The organism is Pseudomonas sp. H3_A02 (genome assembly GCF_054671965.1).
Map to the genome: position 1 here is coordinate 642,003 of NZ_CP162807.1, position 25,652 is coordinate 667,654.

The 25,652-nt window shown below is 61.4% G+C and carries 17 protein-coding genes and 2 pseudogenes; 10 read left to right on the forward strand and 9 right to left on the reverse strand.

The annotated features are described in order from the left end of the window. Positions 1–65 precede the first annotated feature (65 nt). Both AB4N80_RS02675 and AB4N80_RS02680 read right to left on the reverse strand, forming a co-directional pair. Positions 66–797 (reverse strand): DUF4123 domain-containing protein, encoded by a 732-nt coding sequence (locus AB4N80_RS02675; protein ID WP_163006690.1) that lies wholly within the window; start codon positions 795–797, stop codon positions 66–68. Continuing rightward, on the reverse strand, positions 794–2,845 hold the full coding sequence (locus AB4N80_RS02680) for a type VI secretion system Vgr family protein (RefSeq protein ID WP_460080572.1): 2,052 nt from the start codon (positions 2,843–2,845) through the stop codon (positions 794–796). The genes AB4N80_RS02675 and AB4N80_RS02680 overlap by 4 nt, the downstream gene beginning before the upstream one ends. A 266-nt stretch (positions 2,846–3,111) precedes the next feature. Between AB4N80_RS02680 and AB4N80_RS02685 the strand changes: the two genes are divergently transcribed. Beyond that, entirely contained in the window at positions 3,112–3,606 is a 495-nt protein-coding gene (locus AB4N80_RS02685; RefSeq protein WP_122565360.1) for a DUF2165 domain-containing protein, read from the forward strand. 212 nt (positions 3,607–3,818) lie between these two features. Here AB4N80_RS02685 and putP read toward each other — a convergent pair whose 3' ends face one another. Beyond that, positions 3,819–5,303, reverse strand: a complete 1,485-nt coding sequence (putP, locus tag AB4N80_RS02690; protein WP_122565359.1) for a sodium/proline symporter PutP — start codon at positions 5,301–5,303, stop codon at positions 3,819–3,821. Positions 5,304–5,765: 462 nt separating this feature from the next. On the opposite strand from putP, the gene putA reads away from it, so the two are divergent. Together putA and AB4N80_RS02700 are read left to right on the forward strand one after the other, a co-directional pair. Further along, positions 5,766–9,719: a trifunctional transcriptional regulator/proline dehydrogenase/L-glutamate gamma-semialdehyde dehydrogenase gene (putA, locus tag AB4N80_RS02695; RefSeq protein ID WP_460080575.1), complete on the forward strand. Its 3,954-nt coding sequence runs from the start codon at positions 5,766–5,768 to the stop codon at positions 9,717–9,719. A 267-nt stretch (positions 9,720–9,986) separates the two neighbouring features. After that, entirely contained in the window at positions 9,987–11,789 is a 1,803-nt protein-coding gene (locus AB4N80_RS02700; RefSeq protein ID WP_460080578.1) for an acyl-CoA dehydrogenase, read from the forward strand. A gap of 217 nt (positions 11,790–12,006) precedes the next feature. Here AB4N80_RS02700 and AB4N80_RS02705 read toward each other — a convergent pair whose 3' ends face one another. Both AB4N80_RS02705 and AB4N80_RS02710 read right to left on the reverse strand, forming a co-directional pair. Next, positions 12,007–12,309: a cell division protein ZapA gene (locus AB4N80_RS02705; protein WP_460080580.1), complete on the reverse strand. Its 303-nt coding sequence runs from the start codon at positions 12,307–12,309 to the stop codon at positions 12,007–12,009. After that, positions 12,306–12,536 carry a hypothetical protein gene (locus AB4N80_RS02710; RefSeq protein WP_122565356.1) on the reverse strand — a complete coding sequence of 77 codons (231 nt, stop codon included), beginning with the start codon at positions 12,534–12,536 and terminating at the stop codon, positions 12,306–12,308. The genes AB4N80_RS02705 and AB4N80_RS02710 overlap by 4 nt, the downstream gene beginning before the upstream one ends. Positions 12,537–12,860: 324 nt before the next feature. Here AB4N80_RS02710 and AB4N80_RS02715 point away from each other — a divergent pair. The 6 genes and pseudogenes from AB4N80_RS02715 to AB4N80_RS02740 form a co-directional block, all read left to right on the forward strand. Next, a pseudogene (locus AB4N80_RS02715) lies at positions 12,861–13,517 on the forward strand (MCP four helix bundle domain-containing protein); the annotation flags it as partial. Between the two features lie 303 nt (positions 13,518–13,820). Continuing rightward, a pseudogene (locus AB4N80_RS02720) lies at positions 13,821–14,420 on the forward strand (methyl-accepting chemotaxis protein); the annotation flags it as partial. A gap of 276 nt (positions 14,421–14,696) precedes the next feature. Continuing rightward, positions 14,697–16,439: a potassium/proton antiporter gene (locus tag AB4N80_RS02725; RefSeq protein WP_122565354.1), complete on the forward strand. Its 1,743-nt coding sequence runs from the start codon at positions 14,697–14,699 to the stop codon at positions 16,437–16,439. 34 nt (positions 16,440–16,473) lie between these two features. Beyond that, a complete protein-coding gene (gene mscK / locus AB4N80_RS02730) occupies positions 16,474–19,836 on the forward strand; it encodes a mechanosensitive channel MscK (RefSeq protein ID WP_122565353.1) in 3,363 nt (1,120 codons plus the stop codon). A gap of 37 nt (positions 19,837–19,873) precedes the next feature. Next, positions 19,874–21,337 carry a protein adenylyltransferase SelO gene (selO, locus tag AB4N80_RS02735; RefSeq protein ID WP_460080583.1) on the forward strand — a complete coding sequence of 488 codons (1,464 nt, stop codon included), beginning with the start codon at positions 19,874–19,876 and terminating at the stop codon, positions 21,335–21,337. A gap of 558 nt (positions 21,338–21,895) precedes the next feature. Then, entirely contained in the window at positions 21,896–22,246 is a 351-nt protein-coding gene (locus AB4N80_RS02740; RefSeq protein ID WP_354338195.1) for a DUF6124 family protein, read from the forward strand. A gap of 123 nt (positions 22,247–22,369) precedes the next feature. On the opposite strand, the gene AB4N80_RS02745 is transcribed toward AB4N80_RS02740, so the two are convergent. From AB4N80_RS02745 to AB4N80_RS02760, 4 genes are all read right to left on the reverse strand, one after another. Further along, positions 22,370–22,771, reverse strand: coding sequence for a helix-turn-helix domain-containing protein (locus AB4N80_RS02745; protein WP_305482453.1), 402 nt, complete (start codon positions 22,769–22,771; stop codon positions 22,370–22,372). Continuing rightward, on the reverse strand, positions 22,768–23,064 hold the full coding sequence (locus AB4N80_RS02750) for a type II toxin-antitoxin system HigB family toxin (protein ID WP_305469399.1): 297 nt from the start codon (positions 23,062–23,064) through the stop codon (positions 22,768–22,770). The genes AB4N80_RS02745 and AB4N80_RS02750 overlap by 4 nt, the downstream gene beginning before the upstream one ends. A 166-nt stretch (positions 23,065–23,230) precedes the next feature. After that, entirely contained in the window at positions 23,231–23,509 is a 279-nt protein-coding gene (locus AB4N80_RS02755; RefSeq protein WP_305469397.1) for a hypothetical protein, read from the reverse strand. 246 nt (positions 23,510–23,755) lie between these two features. After that, positions 23,756–24,661 (reverse strand): LysR substrate-binding domain-containing protein, encoded by a 906-nt coding sequence (locus AB4N80_RS02760; RefSeq protein WP_205929588.1) that lies wholly within the window; start codon positions 24,659–24,661, stop codon positions 23,756–23,758. A 207-nt stretch (positions 24,662–24,868) separates the two neighbouring features. Between AB4N80_RS02760 and ycaC the strand changes: the two genes are divergently transcribed. Next, positions 24,869–25,495, forward strand: a complete 627-nt coding sequence (ycaC, locus tag AB4N80_RS02765; RefSeq protein ID WP_018603387.1) for an isochorismate family cysteine hydrolase YcaC — start codon at positions 24,869–24,871, stop codon at positions 25,493–25,495. Positions 25,496–25,652: the final 157 nt, after the last annotated feature.

Here is a 25,652-nt window from a genome sequence, read left to right on the forward strand (position 1 = left end):
GGCGACGAGTTTACCTTGAAGCGCGTCGAACGTCAGGGGTTCGCAGCCCAGCGGACAGGCCACGATCAGCCCAACTCCCGCATCAAGTACGTCTGCAGTGACGCCTTCGGCGCGGCAGCCGGCTTTGATCGCTCAAGAAAGTGAGCAATCTTGCGCCGCAGGATGCGGGGTTCGACCCGCTCGAACAGATCCGGATGCTCTTCGCCCAACCATGTGAGCACGTTATCCACCAGACAGTCCGTCGGCGCCTCGGCCATAGTGTCCAGCAGCGCCACGGGCACTTCCCACCAAGGAAAAATTTGAGCCGGCCGCTGGGCGCTTCCTTTGATCTCAAGGGAGTGACCGTTGATCAGGCAACGACTGATGACCGGTAGGAGTTCCCCGACATCCACCGCCGTCGATTGCAGGATCGACCCCATGAAGCGCCCATCCCAAAAACGCAGGAAAACCGCCTTGCCACCCGGCAACAGCACCTGCGTCAACCCACGTAAATGCTCGGCAAGGGTTTCCTGGCTGGCACACGACACCGCCAACCACCCCCAATCGAGCGAATCGGTGGCCGCTATCCAATCAAGAAACTCACTGTCTGTCCGAACAATCCCTACATAGGGCATGACCGATTCCCACTCGGCGTACGGCGTATCGCCCCAGATCGGCGTGGGTGTCGCGGCCATCGAACGCCGCCAGGCAGACAACGCCCCGGCGCTGCTGGCGTTGCAGAAAATGGCGAACAATTGCTCGGACGCCTGCAACGGATGGTTCTCAAGCCAAGTATGGGGTGTTTGACCGCTGTTCATGGGCGCTCCTGGACGTCGACAGGTTTGTGAAAGGCCGAGGGTACGCAGACGCCGTTCCTGCAACGCTCACACTCCTCGCAGAACGGCGCCGAGCCTTGGAAGCTGAGGATCTGCGCCAGGGAAAGCCGAGGCGCCGCCACTGGGACCGATTTCCCGACACTGCCCGACGAACCCGCTGACGCCCCCATCACCGCCATCGGCGCCCCACCGACCTCGATCGGCGCGCTGCTGAAAATCCCGTCGGCACCAATGTTGATCCAATGGCCACCGGCCTGCAGGGTCACACTGGCGCCAGCCTCCAGGACCACTTGCTGGCCGGCACTGACATGAAACTGCTGGCTGGCGTTCAACATCTGGCTGCTCACGCGAACATGCCGCTCGCCGCTGACCAGCAAATGATCGTCCTGCCGGACTTCAGCCTGGCGCCGACCATGGGTAACGCGCTGCTCATCGGCCTTGAGTTCGTGCCGCGCCGTGCCGGTGACGACAATACTGCGCTCGTGATCGACCTGTACCCGCTGGTCGTGCAGCACATGCTGGGTCCAGTTTCGCTGGGCCCGCAGGTAAATCTCCTCCGCCCCCTGGCGGTCCTCGATGCGCAGTTCGTTATAGCCTTCCCCACCAGGGCTGCTCTGGCTGCGCCAGATACTGCGGGTCTTGTCCGCCGGCAGGTCCAACGGCACCGGGTTGGCGCCGTTGGGCAGGCAACCCACCACCAGGGGCTTGTCCACGTCGCCATCAATGAACCCCACCAGCACTTCCATGCCGACCCGGGGAATCATCACTGCACCGTAGTGATCGTGGGCCCACCCTGCGGCCACTCGCAGCCAGCAACTGGAATGCTCGTCGCGCGTGCCGTCGCGATCCCAGGCCAATTGCACCTTGACCCGTCCAAACTCATCGCAATGGATCTCGCTGTCCACCGGCCCGGTCACCACCGCTGACTGATAACCGTGGGCACGAGGCTTTTCGTGATGCAGGGGCGGCCGAAAGCACACGTCCCAAGGCGTGGCGAGAAAGGTGTTTCTGTAGCCCTGGAATTCATCCGGGCTGGCGGAGGCTGTTTCTTCCAGCACTTGGGGTTGACGGCCATGGTGATCGATATGCGTCAGGAGCCAGAGATCGTTCCACGGCTCCCGGGGATGGGCCTCGATGCGCATGAAATGTCCGCTGACGAAAGCACTTGCGTCGCTGCTGCCCTGCGCTACGCGATGATCGGCACCGTGACGCTCAAGAGCACGCCGGGTCAGGTGCTTACCATCGTCACGGTCGCAGAACCCACCCGGGTACCGATAGTCCTCGAGCACAGGGAGCTGCCGATTGTCGAGATGGGTTTGCAATAACAAGCCGGGCTTGCGGAAGTCGTAGTCGCGCAACGTCACGGCCGTGGTGCGGGTCTGGAGTCGCACCGCCAAGCGCTTGATGGCCGGCGCATCGGCAGCCATGCCGCTGTCCGGCAGATACAGCGTCGATTCGGGCAGGCGAGGAAACCCGGTCTGGTCGTCGCCGAACACCAGCAGATGGCCGTCAGGGCGATGCCGAAAGTGGTAGTGGATACCGACTTCGGCGCAGATCCGCTCGATGAACGTCAGGTCGCTTTCGCCGTACTGCACACAGTATTCACGCTCGGGATAGTGCCCACCGAGGGTGAACTGGCAGTCCCCCGCCAGGATCCCGTGCTCCTTCAACACCCGGGCGACGATATCGGGCACGCTCAAGTGCTGGAAAATCCGCTGGTTGATGCGGTGGCGCAAATAAGTCAAGCGCGGCACCAGGCAGATCTGGTAACGGGTCAGGCGTTTGCCCGAATCGCCTTGGGCAACGCTATAGACCTGCCCGTGTATGCCACCTTCCCGGCCATACCGCAGAAATGCCTCGCGATGCAGGAGTGCTTCCAGTTCCAAGTCGCAGCGCTCGCTGACCAGTTCCACGTCAAAGCGATAGGGCTGGCTGATGGTTTCCTTGCCCTTGAACTCAAGCACCTTGAGATCATTCGGCCCGCTGTCGAGCGTCAGGGTGAAACGCGGTAGGTTGGCAGGCGGGAACATCCGATGTGCCTCTGCTGAATGGAGGCGGGCGATTCTGCATGAGCAATAAGGGAAGTGTATTGGAGGTCAGGAAAAACAGATTTGCCCTACAACCAAGAAGCTAAAAGCCGCAAAGCGTGATGCATTTTCCGATAGACATTCGAGACATTGCGGCCATCCGCACCGTCCTACACATCAATCAGCCGTTTCTTGCAACGCGCTCGATCTCACGGCGTTGGTGAGCGTGATAACGTGCCCGGGTCGCAAAAAAGCAAAGGACGCATGACATGACGACACGCTACGCAAAAATCGCAATGACCCTGGCGCTCGCCGCATTCGCCCTCCTGACCGTGTTCAACAACATCACGGACTACCGCTCCAACTTCAATTTCGTCCAGCACGTACTGAGCATGGACACCACCTTTCCCGACAATGCCGCTCGGTATCGCGCCATCGCTCAACCCTGGATGTGGCACGGCGCGTATTGGTTGATCATCCTCGGCGAAGCGCTGACCGCAGGGCTGCTGGGCTACGGCGCGCTGAAACTATGGCAGGTGCGCGAGGCCGAAGCCCAGGTGTTCGCCCGCGCCAAGCGCTGGACCATCGTCGGTTTGACGGTGGGCTTCTTCGTCTGGTTCTTTGGTTTCATGGTGGTCGGCGGCGAATGGTTCCTGATGTGGCAATCAGAGATCTGGAATGGCCAGGACGCTGCGTTCAGGTTCTACATGGCGATTTTGGGCGTATTGATCTTTCTCAATCAGCCTGACACCGAGGTGAAGTGATGCGCGTCCTTTGAAGATCCAGTGTGGGAGCGAGCCTGCTCGCGTATCAGCTTGCCTGGATGCTGAATGTGACACCTCATCGCGAGCAGGCTCGCTCCCACAGGTAACAGGCGCGGTCGATAAATTCGGCGCATAAAAAACGGCCCGTTTCCATTGGAGACGGGCCGTTTTTTATGTTCTTCAAGCGCGCCGTCAAGGCCGCGCTGAAGGCCTTACTGGTTCAGACGAAAATCTTTTTCCGCCGCGTCGAAGCGCTGCAGCATACCTGCGGTAGGCGAGCCCATCTTGCTGACGAAGTAGATGGCCAGGCTGGCGAAGATGAAGCCCGGGATGATTTCGTACAGGCCCAGCAACGCGAAGTGCTTCCAGACGATCACGGTGATTGCACCCACCAGAATGCCGGCGAGCGCGCCATTGCGGGTCATGTTCTTCCAGATCACGGAGATCAGGACAACCGGGCCGAAGGCGGCACCGAAACCGGCCCAGGCGTAGCTCACCAGACCCAGTACGCGGTTTTCCGGGTTAGCGGCCAGGGCGATGGCCACCAAGGCCACCAGCAGCACCATGGCGCGGCCGACCCAGACCAGCTCCAGTTGGGAAGCGCTCTTGCGCAGGAAGGTCTTGTAGAAGTCTTCGGTCAGGGCACTGGAGCACACCAGCAACTGGCAGCTCAGGGTACTCATGACCGCCGCCAAGATGGCCGACAGCAACACGCCAGCCACCCATGGGTTGAACAGGATCTTCGCCAGCTCGATGAACACCCGCTCAGGGTTCTCGGTCACGGGGCCGGCCACGTCAGGGTGCGCCGAGAAGTAAGCGATGCCGAAGAAGCCCACAGCCACGGTACCGCCCAGGCAGAGGATCATCCAGGCCATGGAGATGCGACGGGCTTTGGCGATCGACTTGACCGAGTCCGCCGCCATGAAGCGCGCCAGGATGTGCGGTTGGCCGAAATAGCCCAGGCCCCAGCCCATCAGCGAGATGATGCCGATGAAGGTGGTGTTTTTCAGCATGTCGAAGGACGTAGGATCTTTCGCTTCAATGGCCAGGAACGTGGTGTCCACACCACCGGTGGCCAGCAGCACGATGATCGGCGTCAGGATCAGCGCGAAGATCATCAGGGTGGCTTGTACGGTGTCGGTCCAGCTCACGGCCAGGAAACCGCCGATGAAGGTGTAGGCGATGGTCGCTGCGGCACCGGCCCACAGCGCGGTCTCGTAGGACATGCCGAAGGTACTTTCGAACAGACGGGCGCCGGCCACGATGCCGGAAGCGCAGTAGATGGTGAAGAACACCAGGATCACCACCGCGGAGATGATCCGCAACAGCCCGCTCTTGTCTTCGAAACGGCTGGAGAAGTAATCCGGCAGCGTCAGGGCGTCACCGTTGTGCTCGGTCTGCACCCGCAGGCGGCCGGCCACGAACAGCCAGTTGAGATAGGCACCGATGACCAGACCGATGGCGATCCAGCTTTCCGACAGGCCAGACATATAGATGGCACCCGGCAAACCCATCAACAACCAGCCGCTCATGTCGGAAGCACCGGCGGACAATGCCGTGACCACGCTGCCCAGGCTGCGACCGCCCAGGATGTAATCGGAAAGGTTATTGGTGGAGCGGTAAGCCATCAGGCCGATCAGGACCATGGCTGCGATGTAGATCACAAAAGTGATCAAGGTGGGATTACTAACACTCATGAGTTACGCCCTGGCTTTGTTTTTATGGTGCGGTGGCAGTTGAAAGCGCCGACAACGCAGACGTTGTAGCGACGATTTGCAGTCCCGCGAATTTATGACTGATGTTTCCCCAGGAAAGCCATCAGCCGATGCCCCTCGGCTTGGAACCGGTTGCACCTTGGCCGTGAATGCTATTCAACAAATCAAATAAGGTGCAACCAGTTTCGTTCGAATAAGTTGCACCTGATCGGTTTTGTCGCATATTCGGCGTTTTTTGCTCCCTTTTAGTGCAGTCCAAAGCGCACCGTTAGAAGCCAAAGCACTATGCCGGTGCAGGAAGGACGGAGCCGAGCAGGCTTCCAGATGAGCTGCCGGTCATTTCACGAAAAAAAGGGTTGCACCCGGTTGCACCTCAATCATCGCACAGCTAATCTTGCCGCCAGCTGATGCCACGCCATACGTGGTAAACATGAGGATAAAAATATGGCTACCACCACCCTTGGGGTCAAACTCGATGACCCGACCCGCGAACGCCTCAAGGCGGCCGCAACCTCGATTGATCGCACGCCGCACTGGCTGATCAAGCAGGCAATTTTCAATTACCTGGAAAAACTCGAGGGTGGTGCAACCCTGACCGAGCTGAACGGTTCCCCTCGTACTGACAGCGATGATGCTGGCGATGTACAGGTCGACCACGCTCACCAATGCTTCCTCGAATTCGCCGAGAGCATCCTGCCGCAATCGGTCCTGCGCGCCTCCATCACCGCCGCTTACCGTCGCCCTGAGCCGGAAGTGGTGCCGATGCTGATCGAGCAGGCCCGCCTGCCGGCCGAAATGGCCGAAGCCACCAACAAGTTGGCGGCTTCGATTGCGGAAAAACTGCGTAACCAGAAAAGTGCCGGCGGCCGTGCCGGTATCGTTCAGGGCTTGCTGCAGGAATTTTCCCTGTCGTCCCAGGAAGGCGTGGCATTGATGTGCCTGGCGGAGGCGCTGCTGCGCATCCCGGACAAAGGTACCCGCGATGCGCTGATCCGCGACAAGATCAGCACCGGCAACTGGCAACCGCACCTGGGCAACAGCCCGTCGCTGTTCGTCAACGCAGCCACCTGGGGCCTGTTGCTGACGGGCAAGCTGGTCGCAACCCATAACGAAGCAGGCCTGACCTCCTCCCTGAGCCGCATCATCGGCAAGAGCGGCGAGCCGATGATCCGCAAGGGCGTCGACATGGCCATGCGCCTGATGGGCGAACAGTTCGTCACCGGCGAAACCATCGCCGAGGCCCTGGCCAACGCCAGCAAGTTCGAAACCAAGGGTTTCCGTTATTCCTACGACATGCTGGGTGAAGCCGCACTCACCGAACATGATGCCCAGAAGTACCTGGCCTCGTACGAACAAGCCATTCACTCGATCGGCAAAGCGTCCCACGGCCGTGGGATTTATGAAGGCCCGGGCATTTCCATCAAGCTCTCGGCCCTGCACCCGCGCTACAGCCGCGCCCAGTACGAGCGCGTCATGGACGAGCTGTACCCGCGCCTGCTGTCGCTGACCTTGCTGGCCAAGCAATACGACATCGGCCTGAACATCGACGCCGAAGAAGCCGACCGCCTCGAGCTGTCCCTGGACCTGTTGGAGCGCCTGTGCTTCGAGCCGCAGTTGACCGGCTGGAACGGCATCGGCTTCGTGATCCAGGCGTACCAGAAGCGTTGCCCGTACGTGATCGACTACGTGATCGACCTGGCTCGCCGCAGCCGCCACCGCCTGATGATTCGCCTGGTAAAAGGCGCGTACTGGGACAGCGAGATCAAGCGCGCCCAGGTCGAAGGCCTGGAAGGCTATCCGGTCTATACCCGCAAGGTGTACACCGACGTGTCCTACATCGCTTGCGCGCGCAAACTGTTGTCGGTGCCGGAAGTCATCTACCCACAGTTCGCCACGCACAACGCCCATACCTTGTCGGCCATTTACCACATCGCCGGTCAGAATTATTACCCGGGCCAGTACGAATTCCAGTGCCTGCACGGCATGGGTGAGCCGCTGTACGAACAGGTTGTAGGCAAGGTCTCCGAAGGCAAGTTGAACCGTCCGTGCCGTGTGTACGCCCCGGTCGGCACCCACGAAACCCTGCTGGCCTACCTCGTACGCCGTTTGCTGGAAAACGGCGCGAACACCTCGTTCGTCAACCGCATCGCCGACCAGTCGATTTCCATCCAGGAGCTGGTGGCCGATCCAGTAGCCAGCATCGAGCAGATGGCAACCCTGGAAGGCGGTTTCGGCCTGCCGCACCCGCGCATCCCACTGCCGCGTGACCTGTACGGCAGCGACCGCGCCAACTCCAGCGGCATCGACCTGGCCAACGAGCATCGCCTGGCGTCGCTGTCCTGCGCCCTGCTGGCCACTGCCCATAACGATTGGAAAGCCGTGCCGATGCTCGGTTGCGCTGCCAGCGAAGAAACCCCGGCAGCGGTGCTGAACCCGTCTGATCACCGCGATGTGGTCGGCCATGTGCAGGAAGCCATGGTCGCCGACGTCGACAACGCCATCCAGTGCGCCCTCAACGCCGCACCGATCTGGCAGGCCACGCCACCGGCCGAGCGCGCCGCGATCCTGGAACGTGCCGCTGACCTGATGGAAGGCGAGATCCAGCCGCTGATGGGCCTGCTGGCCCGCGAAGCCGGCAAGACCTTCGCCAACGCCATTGCCGAAGTCCGTGAAGCCGTGGATTTCCTGCGTTACTACGCGGTGCAGGCGCGCAACGATTTCACCAACGACGCCCACCGCCCTCTGGGCCCGGTGGTCTGCATCAGCCCGTGGAACTTCCCGCTGGCGATTTTCAGCGGCCAGGTCGCCGCTGCATTGGCCGCCGGCAACCCGGTTCTGGCCAAGCCCGCCGAGCAGACGCCACTGGTGGCTGCCCAGGCCGTGCGTTTGATGCTTGAGGCAGGCATTCCGGAAGGCGTCCTGCAACTGCTGCCGGGTCGCGGCGAAACCGTCGGCGCCCGCCTGGTGGGTGACGAGCGGGTCAAAGGCGTGATGTTCACCGGCTCCACCGAAGTCGCCCGCCTGCTGCAACGCAACATCGCCGGACGCCTGGACAACCAGGGTCGTCCGATCCCGCTGATCGCCGAAACCGGCGGCCAGAACGCCATGATCGTCGACTCCTCGGCCCTGACCGAACAAGTGGTCATCGACGTAGTGTCCTCGGCCTTCGACAGTGCCGGCCAGCGCTGCTCGGCCCTGCGGGTCCTGTGCCTGCAGGAAGACTCCGCCGACCGCGTCATCGAAATGCTCAAGGGTGCCATGGCCGAATCGCGCCTCGGCAATCCTGAGCGCCTGTCGGTGGACATCGGCCCGGTGATCGACGCCGAAGCCAAGGCCGGCATCGAAAAACACATCCAGGCCATGCGCGACAAAGGTCGCACCGTCTACCAGATGGCAATCGCCGACAGTGACGAGTGCAAGCGCGGCACCTTCGTGATGCCGACCTTGATCGAGCTGGAAAGCTTCGATGAACTGCAGCGCGAGATCTTTGGCCCGGTGCTGCACGTGGTGCGCTACAAGCGCAAGGAACTGGATCAGTTGATCAACCAGATCAACGCTTCCGGCTACGGCCTGACCCTGGGCGTGCACACGCGCATCGACGAGACCATCGCCAAGGTCATCGACAACGTGCATGCCGGCAACGTCTACGTGAACCGCAACATCGTCGGTGCAGTGGTCGGTGTACAACCGTTTGGTGGCGAAGGCCTGTCGGGCACCGGTCCCAAGGCCGGTGGTCCGCTGTACCTGTACCGCCTGCTGTCGACACGCCCTACCGATGCGATCCAGCAATCCTTCGTCCGTGGCGATGCCCTGGCGGCGCCGGACCTGCGTTTGCGCGAGGCCATGGGTAAACCGCTGGCCGCGCTGCAAGCCTGGGCCGACAGCCAGAAGCTCGCCGAACTGAGTGCCCTGTGCGTGCAGTTCGCCGCCCAGTCGCAAAGCGGTATTACCCGCCTGTTGACCGGTCCGACCGGCGAACGCAACAGTTACGCCATCCTGCCGCGCGAGCACGTGCTGTGCCTGGCCGACGTGGAAGGCGACCTGCTGACGCAACTGGCGGCCGTACTGGCCGTGGGCGGCTCGGCCGTGTGGCCGGAAACCGACACCAGCAAAGCGTTGTTCGCACGCTTGCCGAAGGACATTCAGGCACGTATCCAGCGGGTTTCCGACTGGGCCAAGGACGAAGTGGTGTACGACGCAGTCCTGCACCACGGTGACTCGGATCAACTGCGTAGCGTTTGCCAGCAAGTGGCCAAGCGTGCCGGCGCCATCGTCGGGGTCCACGGTTTGTCCCAGGGCGAGACCAACATTGCACTGGAGCGCCTGGTGATCGAGCGCGCCTTGAGCGTCAACACCGCCGCGGCGGGTGGTAACGCCAGCCTGATGACCATCGGCTAAACCGCTGCAACCAGGCGCCTGCAAGGGGTGCCTGGTCATAGAAATCCCTGTGTGCGAGCTTGGTGGGAGCAAAGCTTGCTCGCGATCCAGGCGCTGCGGTCCTCAAGAGACCGCGGCGCTTTCATCGCGGGCAAGCCTTGCTCCCACAAAGCCCGCTCCCACATTGGATTAGTGTCACCCTAACCTCTGCATCACTGCCATCAATCATCCTGTTCAGCCTCCATTCCCACGCCTAGACTCGGCCCATTCCAAAAAAGGTAGGCCGCCATGTCCGAGACGTTGCTCAGTTCCCGCAATCTGGCTTTCGAGCTGTATGAAGTCCTCGATGCCGAGGGCCTGACCCAGCGCGAGCGGTTTGCCGAACACAATCGCGAAACCTTCGACGCAGCCCTCGGCACGGCCCGCAGTATCGCCGAGAAATTTTTCGCGCCCCATAACCGCAAGAATGATGAAAACGAACCGCGCTACGAGAACGGCCAGGCGATCCTGATTCCCGAGGTCAAGCCGGCGGTGGATGCCTTCCTCGAGGCGGGCTTTCTCAACGCCGCGCGCAGCTTCGAGGCGGGTGGCATGCAACTCCCGACGTTGCTGTCCCAGGCTTGCTTCGCACACTTCCAGTCGGCCAATGCCGCATCGACCTCTTACCCGTTCCTGACCATGGGCGCGGCGAACCTGATCGAAAGCTTCGGCAGCGAGGAGCAAAAGCAACGCTTCCTGCAACCGATGATCGACGGCCGCTTCTTCGGCACCATGGCCCTGACCGAGCCCCATGCAGGTTCTTCACTGTCGGATATTCGTACACGCGCTGAACCGGCTTCCGACGGTACCTATCGACTCAAGGGCAACAAGATCTTCATCTCCGGCGGCGATCACCCGTTGTCGGAAAACATCGTGCACATGGTCTTGGCGAAATTGCCGGACGCCCCACCGGGTGTGAAAGGCATTTCGCTGTTTATCGTGCCCAAGTTCCTGGTCAACGACGATGGCAGCCTCGGCCCGCGTAACGACGTGCTGCTGGCCGGGCTGTTCCACAAGATGGGCTGGCGCGGCACCACGTCGACCGCGCTGAACTTCGGCGACAACGGCGAATGTGTCGGTTACCTCGTAGGAAAACCGCACCACGGCCTGAGCTACATGTTCCAGATGATGAACGAGGCGCGGATCGGCGTCGGCATGGGCGCGGTGATGCTGGGTTACGCCGGCTACCTGTATTCCCTTGAGTACGCTCGCGAACGCCCACAGGGCCGAGTGCCCGACAGCAAGGACCCGACCACCGCCCCCGTGGCGATCATCCAGCACGCCGACGTGCGCCGCATGCTGTTGACCCAGAAGGCCTACGTCGAGGGTTCGTTTGACCTGGGCTTGTACGCGGCCCGGCTGTTCGATGACACCACCACCCTGGACAGCGAAGCCGAGCGTCGGCGCGCCCATGAACTGCTGGACCTGCTGACCCCCATCGTTAAATCCTGGCCCTCGGAGTTCTGCCTGAAAGCCAACGAGCTGGCGATCCAGATTCTCGGCGGCCACGGCTACACCCGCGAATACCCGGTGGAACAGTATTACCGCGACAACCGCCTCAACCCGATCCATGAAGGCACCCACGGCATCCAGTCCCTGGACCTGCTGGGGCGCAAGCTGGCGCAGAACGGTGGTGCCGGGCTCAAGCAATTGATCCGTCTGGTGGCCGACACCACTGAACGGTCCCAGGCTCACCCCTCATTGACGCCGTTGCGTCAGCCGCTGGAAGCGTTGGTGGCACGCCTGCAAACCCTCACCCTCGGCCTGCTGACGGACTTGGCCCAAGGCAAAGTCAACAGCAGCCTCGCCAACTCCGCACTGTACCTGAAGGTGTTTGGGCACATGGTGATCGGCTGGCGCTGGCTGGAACAGGCGATTCGGGCCGAGGAAGGTCTGGCCAAGGGCAATGCCGCGGACAGCGACTTCTATAACGGCAAGCTGCAAGCGGCGCGCTACTTCCTGACCTGGGAAGTGCCGGGGTGTCACCATGAGCTAGAGCTGCTCGAAGCGCGGGATGATACGTGTTCGGGGATGCGGGATGAGTGGTTCTGAGCCGGGTCTTGCAGCGGGGCTGAAAACCAATCGCGAGCAAGCTCGCTCCCACAGGGGGGGGCAAGTGGACACAATATTTGCGTTCACCACCAATCCATTGTGGGAGCGAGCTTGCTCGCGATAGCGGTATGTCAGTTGCAATTGATCTGCCTGATCCACCGCCATCGCGAGCAAGCTCGCTCCCACACAAACCCCACCGTCAGCATTCGCTAACGGTTCAGGCCTGCTGAATCGTCTTGGCAATCACCTCGACCGTGGCGCTGACTTGCTCTTGGTAACGGTCGAGTTCTGCCTGATGGCTCTTCTGCATTTCAATCTGTTGCGAACACAGATTCATGGCCGCCAATACCAGCAGGCGATCACCGATCAGTGTCGGGTATTTCCTTTTCGTGTCGGCCAGTGCGGCCTTGAGCATCAAAGCGGCGTCCAACAGGGCCTGCTCCTGCCCGGCCGGCGCTTTGATTGAATAGTCTTCTCCCAGGATCGAGATGACCGTCACCCCATCGACGCCGTGCTTCATGCGCTGACAGGACCGGCGCTAGCGCGCTCGATCAGGGCCTGGATGCGGGCGGCGGTGGCGCCGTGCAGTTCTTCCTGTTCCATCAGGCTCAGTTGCAGGCTTTCGTTTTCATCCTTGGCCCGGGCAAGTTCCGCGCTCAGGGTTTCGTTCAGGCCGGTCAGGCGCAGGTTCTGTTGCACCAGGTCGTTGACCAGTTGCTCCAGTTGGCTGAGGGATGTTTCCAACATATTGATTTCCAGGCTTTTCCAAGGGGCGCGTACGATAAAGAAAAGTCACCGCCGATGCCACGCTTTACAAAGGTGGCGGTGCTTGGCTCGCGAGCTGTAGAGACTACGATTCAAGCATCCGGTTCCTACCCTTCGTCGCGTGACAAGCGTTGCCCTGCGACAAAAGCCCACAGCGCCTCAAGACTTCAGGCGTATGACCGATAAGTCAGGGAACAGCAGTCTCAGCCCGCACGGACGCATCTTCTTTCGGTACTTTCCATGTCCCTACGTAATATGAACATCGCGCCGCGGGCGTTCCTGGGGTTTGCCTTGATTGGCGCCCTGATGCTGGCCCTTGGGGTATTCGCCCTGAGCCAGATGAGCAAAATCCGCGGGTCCGGCGAAAGCATTGCCCAAAACAGCGTGCCCAGCATCAAGGCCCTGGATGAGTTCACCCAGCTCACTCTGCGCCTGCGCGTATTGTCCTATCGCTTGCTGGTCAACCGCGAACCGGACATCCAGCAGAAAACCTACGATCTGTTCGAACAACGCAGCCAACAGATCCGCGCGGCCCAGACCGCCTACGAAAAGCTCATCAGCGCACCGGACGAACGAGCCGCCTACGATCAGTATGTGCAACTGCTCGGGCAGTACCGTCAGCTCGAAGAGCGCATGAAAACCCTGTCACGCAACAATCAGGTCGATGAACTGCGCACGCTGCTCAACACTGAACTGCTGAGTAACTCCGATGCCATCAATGCCGCAATCGGCCGCTTGGTGGAGATCAACAACCAGCAAGCCGAGGCCCTCAATCAGGGCGCAGCGCAACAATATTCAAGCGCTTTCAACTGGGTAGTCACCTTACTGGTCATCGCCACCGGCCTGACCCTGCTGTTCGCCTGGCTGCTGACCAACAGCATCACCCAGCCGATTGCCAACGCGCTGGAGGCCGCCGAAGAAATCGCCAAGGGCAACCTGACCCGGCCGATTACCGTCGATGGCAGCGACGAAGCCGGCCGCCTGCTGCGGGCGATGTCGACCATGCAGGAAAAACTGCGCGACACCTTGCAGCGGATCTCCGGCTCGGCCACGCAACTGGCCTCCGCCGCCGAAGAGCTCAACAGCGTCACCGACGAAAGCGCCCGGGGCCTGACCCAGCAGAACAACGAAATCGAACAGGCCGCGACAGCGGTCAACGAGATGACCAGCGCCGTGGAAGAAGTCGCGCGCAACGCGGTCAGCACCTCCGAAGCCTCGAAACACGCCACCACGTCCGCTGGCGACGGCCGCGACCTGGTGCAGGAAACCGTCGGCGCCATTGAACGCATGAGTGCCGACGTGCAGAGCACCGCCACGCTGATCGGCAACCTGGCCAACGAGTCCCGCGACATCGGCAAAGTGCTGGACGTGATCCGTGGCCTGGCCGACCAGACCAACCTGCTGGCCCTGAACGCCGCCATCGAAGCGGCCCGTGCCGGTGAGGCCGGGCGTGGCTTCGCGGTGGTAGCCGACGAAGTCCGCGCACTGGCTCACCGCACCCAGCAGTCGACCAGCGAGATCGAACGCATGATCGGCAGCATCCAGAGCGGCACCGAACACGCCGTGGACTCGATGCGCAACAGCACCGAGCGCGCCGAATCGACCTTGAACATCGCCCGCGGTGCCGGGATGTCCCTGGACACGATCAACACCGCCATCGTGGAGATCAACGAACGCAACCTGGTGATCGCCAGCGCCGCCGAGGAGCAGGCCCAGGTGGCCCGTGAAGTGGACCGCAACCTGGTGAACATCCGCGACCTGTCGGTGCAATCGGCCACCGGCGCCAACCAGACCAGTGCCGCCAGCGCCGAACTGTCGCGCCTGGCCGTGGATTTGAACAGCATGGTTGGGCGGTTCAGCCTTTAACCGCAAACCCTTGATCGCTCACAATCCGTGAGCGATCAATGCTGTTGTGGCGAGGGAGCTTGCTCCCGCTGGGCTGCGAAGCGGCCCCAAAACTTCAAAAGCGACGACTGCTTCGCAGCCGAGCGGGAGCAAGCTCCCTCGCCACAAGGGCTGCGCCCAGAACCCCGGTCCCCCAACCTTTTTTGACAGCATCACATTTCAACAGGTTAGAATCGCTGGCACGCAGACTGCATGGTCAGTCTGTGCCCGCCCCTCAGTTTTCCCGGAGTAACGCCTTTGACTGCAACGACCATCAACAGCCTGTTCTTGATCGGCGCGTTGCTGGTAGGTGCGAGCATCCTGGTCAGTTCTCTTTCGTCCCGCCTGGGCATCCCGATTCTGGTGATCATCCTGGCCGTGGGCATGGTCGCCGGTGTCGACGGCGCCGGTATTCTTTTCGATAACTACGCCACGGCCTACCTGGTCGGCAACCTCGCCTTGGCGGTGATCCTGCTGGACGGCGGCTTGCGCACACGGGTGTCGAGCTTTCGCGTAGCGTTGTGGCCGGCGTTGTCCCTGGCCACGGTCGGGGTGCTGATCACCACCGGGCTGACCGGCCTGGCGGCGGCGTGGCTGTTCAATCTGAACTTGATGCAAGGTCTGCTGATTGGCGCCATCGTCGGTTCGACCGATGCCGCGGCAGTGTTCTCGCTGCTGGGCGGCAAGGGCCTGAACGAACGGGTCAGCGCAACACTGGAGATCGAGTCCGGCAGCAACGACCCCATGGCGGTGTTCCTCACCGTCACCCTGATCGGCATGCTCGCCAGTGGCGAAACCGGCCTGCATTGGAACCTGCTGGGGCACCTGGTACGCGAGTTCGGCATCGGCGCGGTGATCGGCCTGGGCGGTGGTTGGCTGATGCTGCAATTGGTCAATCGCATCAACCTGGCCAACGGTCTCTATCCGATCCTGGTCATCAGCGGCGGCCTGGCGGTATTCGCGCTGACCAACGCCCTGCATGGCAGCGGCTTCCTGGCGGTGTACCTGTGCGGCCTGGTGCTGGGCAATCGCCCGGTACGCAGCCGCCACGGCATCCTGCACATGCTCGATGGCATGGCCTGGCTGGCGCAGATCGGCATGTTCCTGGTGCTGGGGCTGCTGGTCACGCCCCACGACCTGTTGCCGATCGCCCTGCCGGCCCTGGGGCTGGCGTTGTGGATGATCCTGTTTGCCCGCCCGTTGTCGGTCATGGTCGGCCTGCTGCCGTTCAAGGCGTTCCATGGTCGTGAAAAAGCCTTCATTTCCTGGGTCGGCCTGCGCGGCGCGGTGCCGATCATCTTGGCAGTGTTCCCGCTGATGGCCGGCCTGCCCCACGCCCAGCTCTATTTCAACCTGGCATTCTTTATCGTGTTGGTCTCGCTGCTGGTGCAGGGCACGAGCCTGCCGTGGGTCGCCAAGTTGCTGCATGTGACCGTCCCGCCCGAGCCGCTACCGATTTCCCGGGCCGCGCTGGAAGTGCACGTCACCAGCGAGTGGGAGCTGTTCATCTATCGCCTGGGCGCGGAGAAATGGTGCATCGGCTCGCCCCTGCGGGACCTGAAAATGCCTGAAGGCACCCGTATCGCCGCCCTGTTTCGGGGTCAGCAACTGCTCCATCCGTCGGGTAGTACGGTGTTGGAAGTCGATGATTTGCTGTGTGTTATCGGCCATGAACACGATTTGCCGGCCCTTGGAAAACTGTTCAGCCAAGCGCCGCAACGGGGCCTGGATTTGCGCTTTTTCGGCGACTTCGTACTCGAAGGAGACGCCCAGCTGGCCGCGGTTGCCGCGCTGTACGGGTTGAAGCTGGACGGCATCGATCCAGACATGTCCCTGGGCCGCTTCATTGCCCAGAAAGTCGGCGGTGCGCCGGTGGTCGGCGACCAGGTGGATTGGAACAACACCCTGTGGACCGTCGCGGCCATGGACGGGAACAAGATCGGCAAAGTGGGCGTCAGATTCCCCGAAGGAAGTCGCCCGGGTCCCGGCTTGTTCCTCTAAACTGCTCCCACTCTCACTTGCTCGACCGGTCTCTATGCCTACCCTGCGCTCCTTTTTCGCCATTGCCCTGCTGGGCCTGAGTCTCTCCGTCTGCACAGTGCAAGCCGCAGATCTTCCCACCAGCACCTCGGTGCAGGCCAGCTTGGACAAGATCGCCGACCGCAAACTGCCGGAAGCCGACCAGAAAGCCCTGCAGGCCGTCTTGCAGAACACGCTGACCCAGCTCAACAACAAGGCTGACTACGAACAGAAGTTGCAGGCGCTCAAGCAGCAACTGGCCACTGCGCCCAAGCAGAACATCGAGAACCAGCGCGAACTGGCGCGGCTCAAGAGCACCACCGTGGTGCCGGTGGCGCAACGCTATGGCAACCTGCCGATTCCCCAGCTCGAGCAAATGCTCTCGGATCGCTCCACCCAGCAGAGTGATCTGCAAAAAGCCCTGGCCGATGCCAACAGCCTGATCATCACCGCCCAGACCCGTCCCGAGCGTGCCCAGGCGGAAATTTCCAGCAGCCAGACCCGTATCCAGCAGATCAATACCATCCTCAAGGCCGGCCGGGACGCCGGCAAGACCTTGAGCGGCGAGCAGCGCGACCAGCTCAACGCCGAGTTGGCGGCGCTCAATGCGCTGATCCCGTTGCGCCGCCAGGAACTGGCCGGCAACAGCCAACTGCAGGACCTGGGCAACGGCCAGCACGATCTGCTGATGGAAAAAATCGCCCGCATGGAGCAGGAAATCCAGGACCTGCAAAACCTGATCAACCAGAAGCGCCTGGCCCAATCCCAGGAGACGGTGACCCAGCAATCCATCGAGGCCCAGAAGGCCGGTGGCAGCAGCTTGCTGGCCACCGAAAGCGCGGCCAACCTGAAGCTCTCCGACTACCTGCTCAAAAGCACCGACCGCCTCAACGAGGTCACCCAGCAAAATCTGCAGACCAAGCAACTGCTGGACAACGTGACCCAGACCGACGCCGCCCTGGACGAGCAAATCAGCGTGCTCAAGGGCAGCCTGCTGCTCTCCAAGATCCTCTACAAGCAGCGCCAGACCCTGCCACGCCTGAAGCTCGACCAGAACCTCGCCGACCAGATCGCCGACATCCGCCTGTACCAGTTCGAAGTCAGCCAGCAGCGTGAGCTGCTGAACAACCCCAGCGCCTACGTCGACAACCTGCTGGCCTCCCAGCCTTCGGAACAAGCCACGCCGCAACTGCGCAAGACCTTGCTGGAACTGGCACTGACCCGCGTCGACCTGCTGGAACGCCTCAACCGCGAGTTGAGCGCGGTGCTCAACGAATCCATCACCCTGCAGCTCAACCAGAAGCAGTTGCTCAGCACCGCCCAGAACCTGCGGGCGACCCTCGAAGAGCAGATGTTCTGGATTCCCAGCAACAAGCCGCTGGATTTCGAATGGATGCGGGCCGTGCCGACGCGTCTGGAGAAACAGGTCGACTCGCTGCCCTGGGCCTCCAGTCTCAGTGAACTGGCCGATGGCCTGACCCAGCGGCCATTGCTGTTCCTACCCCTGGCGCTGCTGATCGGTGCCCTGCTGTGGCGGCGCAAGCATCTCTATGCTCGCCTGAACAAGGTTCACCAGGACGTTGGCCACTTCAAGCGCGACAGCCAGTGGCACACCCCCCAGGCGATCCTGATCAATATCCTGCTGGCGATGCCGGTGGCCCTGGGGCTGACCCTCTGCGGCTATGCCTTGCAGATCGACGCCCGCGGCCAGAACGCCAACCTCGGCGCGGCGCTGCTGCAGATCGGCCAGGCCTGGCTGGTGTTCTACACCGCCTATCGAGTGCTGGCGCCGGGCGGCGTGGCCGAGTTGCATTTTCGCTGGGAGAAACCCCAGGTCGAATTCCTCCAAGGCTGGATCCGCCGGCTCGGGCTGGTGGTGCTGGCGTTGGTGGCCGTGGTGGCCGTGGCCGAGTTGCAACCCTCGACCCTGGCCGATGACGTGCTCGGCATGCCGGTGGTGCTGACCTGCTACGCGCTGATGGCCTGGTTGCTCAGCCGCCTGTTGCTCAGCAGCCCAACGCACAGAAACACCTCGCTGTTCCGCAAGGCCGTCGGGGTGCTGTTCACCGCGCTGCCGATCGCGCTATTCGTAGCAGTGTGCTTCGGCTACTACTACACCGCGCTGAAGCTCAGCGACCGCTTGATCAACACCCTGTACCTGCTGATGTTCTGGCTGGTGATCGAGGCCACCTTCGTCCGCGGCCTGTCGGTGGCGGCGCGGCGCCTGGCCTACCAGCGTGCCCTGGCCAAGCGTCAGGCCGCCAAGGAAGCCGGCGACGGCGAAGCGGTGGTCGAGGAGCCGACCCTGGACATCGAGAAGGTCAACGAACAGTCCCTGCGCCTGATCCGCCTGGCGCTGCTGGGCGGTTTCATCGCCGCGCTGTACTGGGTCTGGTCGGACCTGATCAGCGTGTTCTCCTACCTGGACAACATCACCCTCTACGAATACACCAGCGGCACCGGCGCCAACATGAGCATGGTGCCCATCAGCATTGGCGACATGCTCGGGGCGCTGATCATCATCGGCATCACCTTCGCCCTGGCGCGCAACCTGCCAGGCCTGCTGGAAGTGTTCGTGCTGTCGAAGCTGAACCTGGCCCAGGGCAGTGCGTATGCCACCACCACGTTGCTGTCCTATGTGATCGCCGGCGTCGGCTTTGTCACCACCCTGTCCACCCTGGGCGTGAGCTGGGACAAACTGCAATGGCTGGTGGCCGCGCTGTCGGTGGGCCTGGGCTTCGGCATGCAGGAGATCTTCGCCAACTTCATCTCCGGGATCATGATCCTGTTCGAGCGTCCGGTACGCATCGGCGACACCATCACCATCGGCAACCTGTCGGGCACGGTCAGCAAGATCCGCATTCGTGCGACCACCATCACCGACTTCGACCGCAAGGACATCATCGTCCCGAACAAGACCTTTATCACCGGGCAACTGATCAACTGGTCGCTGACCGACACCGTCACCCGGGTGACTCTGAAACTGGGCGTGGACTACGGCTCGGACCTGGATCGGGTGCGTGAATTGCTGCTCAAGGCCGCGCGTGACAACCCCCGCGTCTTGAAGGAGCCGGAGCCGATCGTGTACTTCCTGAACTTCGGTGAAAGTACCCTGGACCATGAGCTGCGCATGCATGTGCGCGACCTCGGCGACCGCAACCCGGTGCTGGACGAGATCAACCGCTTCATCAATCGGGAATTCAAGAAGGAGCACATCAACATCTCCTTCCGGCAGATGGAAATCTATCTGAAGAACCTTCAGGGCCAGGAATACAAACTGGTGCCTGCCGAGCCCGACAAAAAGACCATCACGCCCGTGCCGTCGGCTGTCGCCAGCATCAAGCCGGTGCCTGAACCGCCGCAAGGCACACTCGACTGATCGCGGGTTGCCTGCGGGCGTCCCGCCGGAGACGGCCATGAAAACGCTGGAAACCCTGACCTTCGATAACCGCTTCGCCCGCCTGGGCGACGGTTTCTCGGCCCACGTGCTGCCCGAGCCCATCGACAATCCACGACTGGTGGTCGCCAGCCCGGCGGCCATGGTGTTGCTGGACCTCGACCCCGCTGAAGCCGACGCACCGCTGTTCGCCGAGATCTTTGGCGGCCACAAGCTCTGGGCCGAAACCGAGCCACGGGCGATGGTGTATTCCGGGCATCAGTTCGGGCATTACAACCCGCAATTGGGTGATGGCCGCGGGTTGCTGCTGGGCGAGGTGTACAACGAGGCCGGCGAGCACTGGGACCTGCACCTCAAGGGCGCCGGCCAGACGCCGTTTTCACGGATGGGCGACGGGCGCGCGGTGCTGCGTTCCTCGATTCGCGAATTCCTCGCCTCCGAAGCCCTGCACGCCCTCGGCATCCCCACCACCCGCGCCTTGTGCGTGATCGGCTCGGACACCCCGGTGTGGCGGGAAAAGCAGGAGCGCGCCGCCATGGTGCTGCGCCTGGCCCCCAGCCATGTGCGCTTCGGGCATTTCGAATATTTCTACTACACCAAGAAGCCAGAGCTGCACGCGGCCCTCGCCGAGCACGTGTTGAATCTGCATTTTGCCGAGTGCCGCGAGCAGCCGGAGCCGTACCTGGCGATGTTCCGCGAAATCGTCGAGCGCAACGCAGAGCTGATTGCCAAATGGCAAGCCTACGGTTTCTGCCACGGCGTGATGAACACCGACAACATGTCGATCCTGGGCATCACCTTCGACTTCGGGCCGTTCGCGTTCCTCGACGACTTCGACGCCAACTTCATCTGCAACCACTCCGATGACCAGGGTCGCTACTCGTTCAGCAACCAGGTGCCCATCGGCCAGTGGAACCTCAGTGCCCTGGCCCAGGCCCTGACGCCCTTCATCAGCGTCGACGCCCTGCGCGAGACCCTCGGGTTGTACTTGCCGCTGTACCAGGCCCACTACCTGGACCTGATGCGCCGCCGCCTCGGCCTGACCGGCGCCGAAGAAGATGACCAGAAGTTGCTGGAACGCCTGCTGCAATTGATGCAGAACAGCGGCGTCGACTACAGCGTGTTCTTCCGCCGACTGGGCGACCAGGCGCCCGAGCAAGCCGTCGCCACCCTGCGCGATGACTTCGTCGACCTCAAGGGCTTCGACGCCTGGGGCGAGCTCTATGTCGCCCGCGTCAACCGCGAAGGCCCCGTCGACCAAGACCAGCGCCGCGCCCGCATGCACGCCGTCAACCCGCTGTACGTGCTGCGCAACTACCTGGCCCAGAAAGCCATCGACGCCGCCGAATCAGGCGACTACGAAGAAGTCCGCCGCCTGCACACGGTGCTGAGCAAGCCGTTCGATGAACAACCGGGCATGGACAGCTACGCACAGCGCCCGCCGGAGTGGGGCAAGCACCTGGAGATCAGCTGTTCGTCATAACACTCCCTTGCCACAGGTTCAGGGTTGTCTGGGAGAAAGTCATCGCGAGCAAGCTCGCTCCCACATTGGGAACTGTGTGATCGCAATACTTGCGACAACACCCACCCCCTGTGGGAGCGAGCTTGCTCGCGATAGCAATCTTCAATTCATCAAAGACTTCTCAGTCCAACGCCTGAACATCAAGCCAATCCACTCCCCGTAAAAATCACCGCGTTTATTTCGATGTAGGACCATTCAGGAGCAGGCTACGCCGCCTTGCGCCATTGCCTACAACTACGCCAGAATCCGCCGGCTTGTGCGCCTTGGGGTCGGGCTTTATCGTTTCCTGGTCGCTGAAAATCAGCGATCGGGTTTAGCAGCTCGAACAACATCAAGGCACGCCAGTGTCGCCATTCGAACAGTTGATCACCATCAACTTGTCAGCATTATGGCGGCTATGCGTGGGGCACTTCGGTGCGCCGGGTTCCTTGATGCCTGGTCTGCTAACCCGCGTACAGCCGCCACCCTCTTCGTTTAGCAGCGACGGGTGACGACTCCACTCATCAAGGAGTTTCATCTATGTTCAAAGCAACCCCCAACCCACCAGACACCGATCCAGCCAACCCAAACTCAAAAGAATTCGACGAAACGGCAGACCGCGTCCTCGACTACTACCTCAACCCAAAACCCAGCAAACCCGAGGCCGATCCAGGCCAACTGTTCACCGTCGTCAATGGCGTCGACACAGAAACCCTGCTCGCCAACCTCAGCGAAAACCTAGCCTCGGCCAACGCCATGATCAGTGACCTGGCATTCGATCTGAAAGGCTCCAGGCGACACATTGCCATGGGCATTCAGCAGTTGATCGAACTGAGCGGCTTACTGGCGAACCGCGCACTGGACAGTGTCGAACCACGCCAGTCGACATAGCACATCCTCTGTGGCGAGGGAGTTTGCTCCCGCTGGGCTGCGCAGCAGCCCCAACACCTCATAAGCGACGACTGCTTCGCAGCCGAGCGCGAGCTTGCTCCCTCGCCACAGCGCGCCAAGCCATCAAATAAAGGTTTCAACCGATACGCCGAAGCGCTCCGCCAGCCAGCGGATCTGCCTTAAATTGAGCTGGCGCTTACCACTCAATATCTCCGACACCACCGACTGGGTGCCTATGCCCGGCAAATCGCTCTGGCTCAAACCGTGTTCACGCATCAGATAACGAAGCGCCTCAACGCCAGTGGCCTTGGGCATCGGCCGGTGTTGATGGTCCCAGGCCTCGATCCATTCACCGATGATGTCCACCAGGCTCATCAGCGGATGGGCTTCTTCTTCGCCAACCAATTCCAACAATTCATCGAGCGCTGCAGCCAACCGGTCGTAATCCTCTTCGCTCCTGGGCTTACGCAGCAGGGGCGACACAAACTCCCAATGGGCGGCGACTTGTTCGATCAGTGCACTCATCCCTTTTGCTCCTTCCACTTGCCTCTGTCATATTCCCGATGGTCAAGCACGCATTTGATATACAGACGCTGCGCTCGGTATCGAATCACCGCAATCAGCCGCAACTTGTTTCCACCGATGTCAAACACATGCAGCGGACCGACCTTATCGGTTGCCGGAAATATGGATTTCATCGCTGCGAAATCTGCCGGGCTATTACGCTTGATCAGCCGATACCATTGATCCAACGCATTCGCTGAATGTGGCCATTTCTCCTTGGCCTCCCAAATGCGTTTCTCAGTGATCACATGCATGCAACGTCCTTATCGCATTTTGCTATGGAGGAAGTTAACCACAAATCTGGCGCATCGCAAATTGCGATAGCGCCAGTTAGACAAATGGTCAGCTCTTGCTGGTTTCCAGCCTAGTCGCCAAAAGCTTTAGGTCTCGGTAAGAAATGTGAGCAGATATGAGTCCTGCTCATCCAACCTTATCGTTCCCCTGCTCAGGCGTCTCGATCCCCGGTTCTGCCTCCTCAACCCCCTTCTCCTTGGGTTTGGCAGGTGGCTTTTCCTCGGGATAGCCGGGCATGCCGCGGACGTCTTCAGGGGTCAGTTCATCCCGGTCGTGGCGGCGGTCGATGGCGTAGGACGGAGCGGCGTTGGGATCTTCGTCGCGGCCGGCGGTGCCGAGTACGAAGCCGTCGTCGTTGGGGTTGTCCACTGCCTGGGGCGTGGTTGGATCTTGAGGATGGCTCATGGGACCTCCTGGGTTGCAAACAGGTACGTGGTGTCTTTTTGAGGCCGTGACACCTTTTCAGTGCAGCGCACCTGATGAATGGCAGCCTTGGATACCTTTGGCGAAACTCGGAAGGAAGATCGGTGAAAAGCCTGTGGGAGCTGAGCTTGCTCGCGATGAAGGCACCACGATCTACCGGAAGATCGCGTTATCGTTCATCGCGAGCAAGCTTGGCTCCCACAGCACGCTCACTCAAGAGCGCCTGCCCTACGCCATATCGCTGTGGCTGAATTCCTCGGCCAGAAAATCGATCAGCGTACGCACCGACGGCAGCAACCCACGTCGTGAGGCAAAGATCGCATGGACGATGCCACACTTGGGCGTCCAGCCTGGCACCAGCTCCACCAGCCGCCCGGCCGCAACGTCCTCACGCACCACCACGGTGGGCAGGTGAGCGATGCCGATGCCTGCCAGCACGGCGTGACGCAGGGCCAGCAGGTCGTCGGTGACCATGCGCGGTTCATGGCGGATCAGCGCGCGGGTGCCGTCCGGGCCGAACAACTCCCATTGGTATTCCCGCTGCGCCGCGCCCCAGTGCACGCTGGGCAAGCCGTTGAGGTCCGCCGGGGAGGCCGGTGAAGACAAGCACTCCAGAAACGCCGGGCTACCTACCAGGCATTGGGTGCTGTTGCTCAACACCTTCATGACCATGTCGGTGTTTTCCAGCGGCGGAAAGCGCACCCGCAAGGCGATATCGAATCCTTCGTGAATCAGGTCGACCCGGCGGTTGGTACTCTCGATGAACAACTCCACCCGTGGGTACTTGAGCATATAGCGGGTCAGCATCGGTCCGACCCAACTGTTGAGCAGCGCCGTCGGGCAACTGATGCGCACCAGCCCCTGGGGTTCGGAGCGGTTGCGCTCGATCACCTCCGCCGCGCTCTCGGCCTCGACCCGCATCGCCAGGCAGCGCTGGTAATAGGCCTGGCCGATCTCGGTCAACGTGCAGTGGCGGCTGGTGCGATGAAGCAAGCGTACCCCGAGCCGATCTTCCAACTGGGCGATACGCCGGCTGAGCTTGGACTTTGGCATGTCCAGCGCCCGGCCCGCGGCGGCGAACCCACGGTGCTCGACCACCTGGGTGAAGTAGTAAAGCGTATTGAGGTCTTCGATGATCGTTCTCCAAATAGAACGCTAAGGCGGATTTTTGCAGTCTAGCGATTCAAAGGTGCCAGTTCTAATCTACACCCATCGAAACGCAACACGGTTTGAAGCCGAAGCGCTTCGACCGGATGAGTCACCGATCAATCGCTACACCGACATTAAAAACCTTAACCACGCCGAAACCTTCGGCAACCAAAACTTAATGAGGGCTACGCCATGACTACTTCCTACAACCGTCTCGACAAAGATAACGCCGCCGTCCTGCTGGTCGATCACCAAGCCGGCCTGCTGTCCCTGGTACGCGACATCGACCCGGACCGCTTCAAGAACAACGTGCTGGCCCTGGCTGATCTGGCGAAGTACTTCCAACTGCCGACCATCCTCACCACCAGCTTCGAAACCGGCCCCAACGGCCCGTTGATGCCCGAACTCAAGACCCTGTTCCCGGACGCGCCGTACATCGCTCGCCCTGGTCAGATCAACGCTTGGGACAACGAAGATTTCGTCAAGGCGATCAAGGCCACCGGCAAGAAGCAACTGATCATCGCCGGCGTCGTCACTGAAGTCTGCGTAGCCTTCCCGGCACTGTCGGCCCTGGCCGAAGGTTTCGAAGTGTTCGTGGTCACCGACGCGTCCGGCACGTTCAACGAACTGACCCGTCAATCGGCCTGGGACCGCATGTCATCCTCGGGTGCACAACTGATGACCTGGTTCGGCCTGGCCTGTGAACTGCACCGCGACTGGCGCAACGACGTGGAAGGGCTGGCGACCTTGTTCTCCAACCACATCCCGGACTACCGCAACCTGATGACCAGCTACAACACGCTGACCAACGCCAAGTAATCGCCACACCGATCTACCCTTGTGGGAGCGAGCTTGCTCGCGATAGCGGTCTGACAGTCAATGCAGTATTGACTGATACGCCGCCATCGCGAGCAAGCCCGCTCCCACAGGTTTTTGTGGTGATTTCTATATAGCGTTCAATCTGTAAATGATTTTT

Bases quoted from the DNA above. Each gene is read 5' to 3' on its own strand.
- AB4N80_RS02680 (WP_460080572.1), bottom strand. From the start codon at position 2,845: ATGTTCCCGCCTGCCAACCTACCGCGTTTCACCCTGACGCTCGACAGC.
- putA (WP_460080575.1), top strand. From the start codon at position 5,766: ATGGCTACCACCACCCTTGGGGTCAAACTCGATGACCCGACCCGCGAA.
- AB4N80_RS02740 (WP_354338195.1), top strand. From the start codon at position 21,896: ATGTTCAAAGCAACCCCCAACCCACCAGACACCGATCCAGCCAACCCA.
- AB4N80_RS02705 (WP_460080580.1), bottom strand. From the start codon at position 12,309: ATGAAGCACGGCGTCGATGGGGTGACGGTCATCTCGATCCTGGGAGAA.
- AB4N80_RS02685 (WP_122565360.1), top strand. From the start codon at position 3,112: ATGACGACACGCTACGCAAAAATCGCAATGACCCTGGCGCTCGCCGCA.
- AB4N80_RS02745 (WP_305482453.1), bottom strand. From the start codon at position 22,771: ATGAGTGCACTGATCGAACAAGTCGCCGCCCATTGGGAGTTTGTGTCG.
- mscK (WP_122565353.1), top strand. From the start codon at position 16,474: ATGCCTACCCTGCGCTCCTTTTTCGCCATTGCCCTGCTGGGCCTGAGT.
- ycaC (WP_018603387.1), top strand. From the start codon at position 24,869: ATGACTACTTCCTACAACCGTCTCGACAAAGATAACGCCGCCGTCCTG.
- AB4N80_RS02710 (WP_122565356.1), bottom strand. From the start codon at position 12,536: ATGTTGGAAACATCCCTCAGCCAACTGGAGCAACTGGTCAACGACCTG.
- AB4N80_RS02755 (WP_305469397.1), bottom strand. From the start codon at position 23,509: ATGAGCCATCCTCAAGATCCAACCACGCCCCAGGCAGTGGACAACCCC.
- putP (WP_122565359.1), bottom strand. From the start codon at position 5,303: ATGAGTGTTAGTAATCCCACCTTGATCACTTTTGTGATCTACATCGCA.
- selO (WP_460080583.1), top strand. From the start codon at position 19,874: ATGAAAACGCTGGAAACCCTGACCTTCGATAACCGCTTCGCCCGCCTG.
- AB4N80_RS02750 (WP_305469399.1), bottom strand. From the start codon at position 23,064: ATGCATGTGATCACTGAGAAACGCATTTGGGAGGCCAAGGAGAAATGG.
- AB4N80_RS02675 (WP_163006690.1), bottom strand. From the start codon at position 797: ATGAACAGCGGTCAAACACCCCATACTTGGCTTGAGAACCATCCGTTG.
- AB4N80_RS02700 (WP_460080578.1), top strand. From the start codon at position 9,987: ATGTCCGAGACGTTGCTCAGTTCCCGCAATCTGGCTTTCGAGCTGTAT.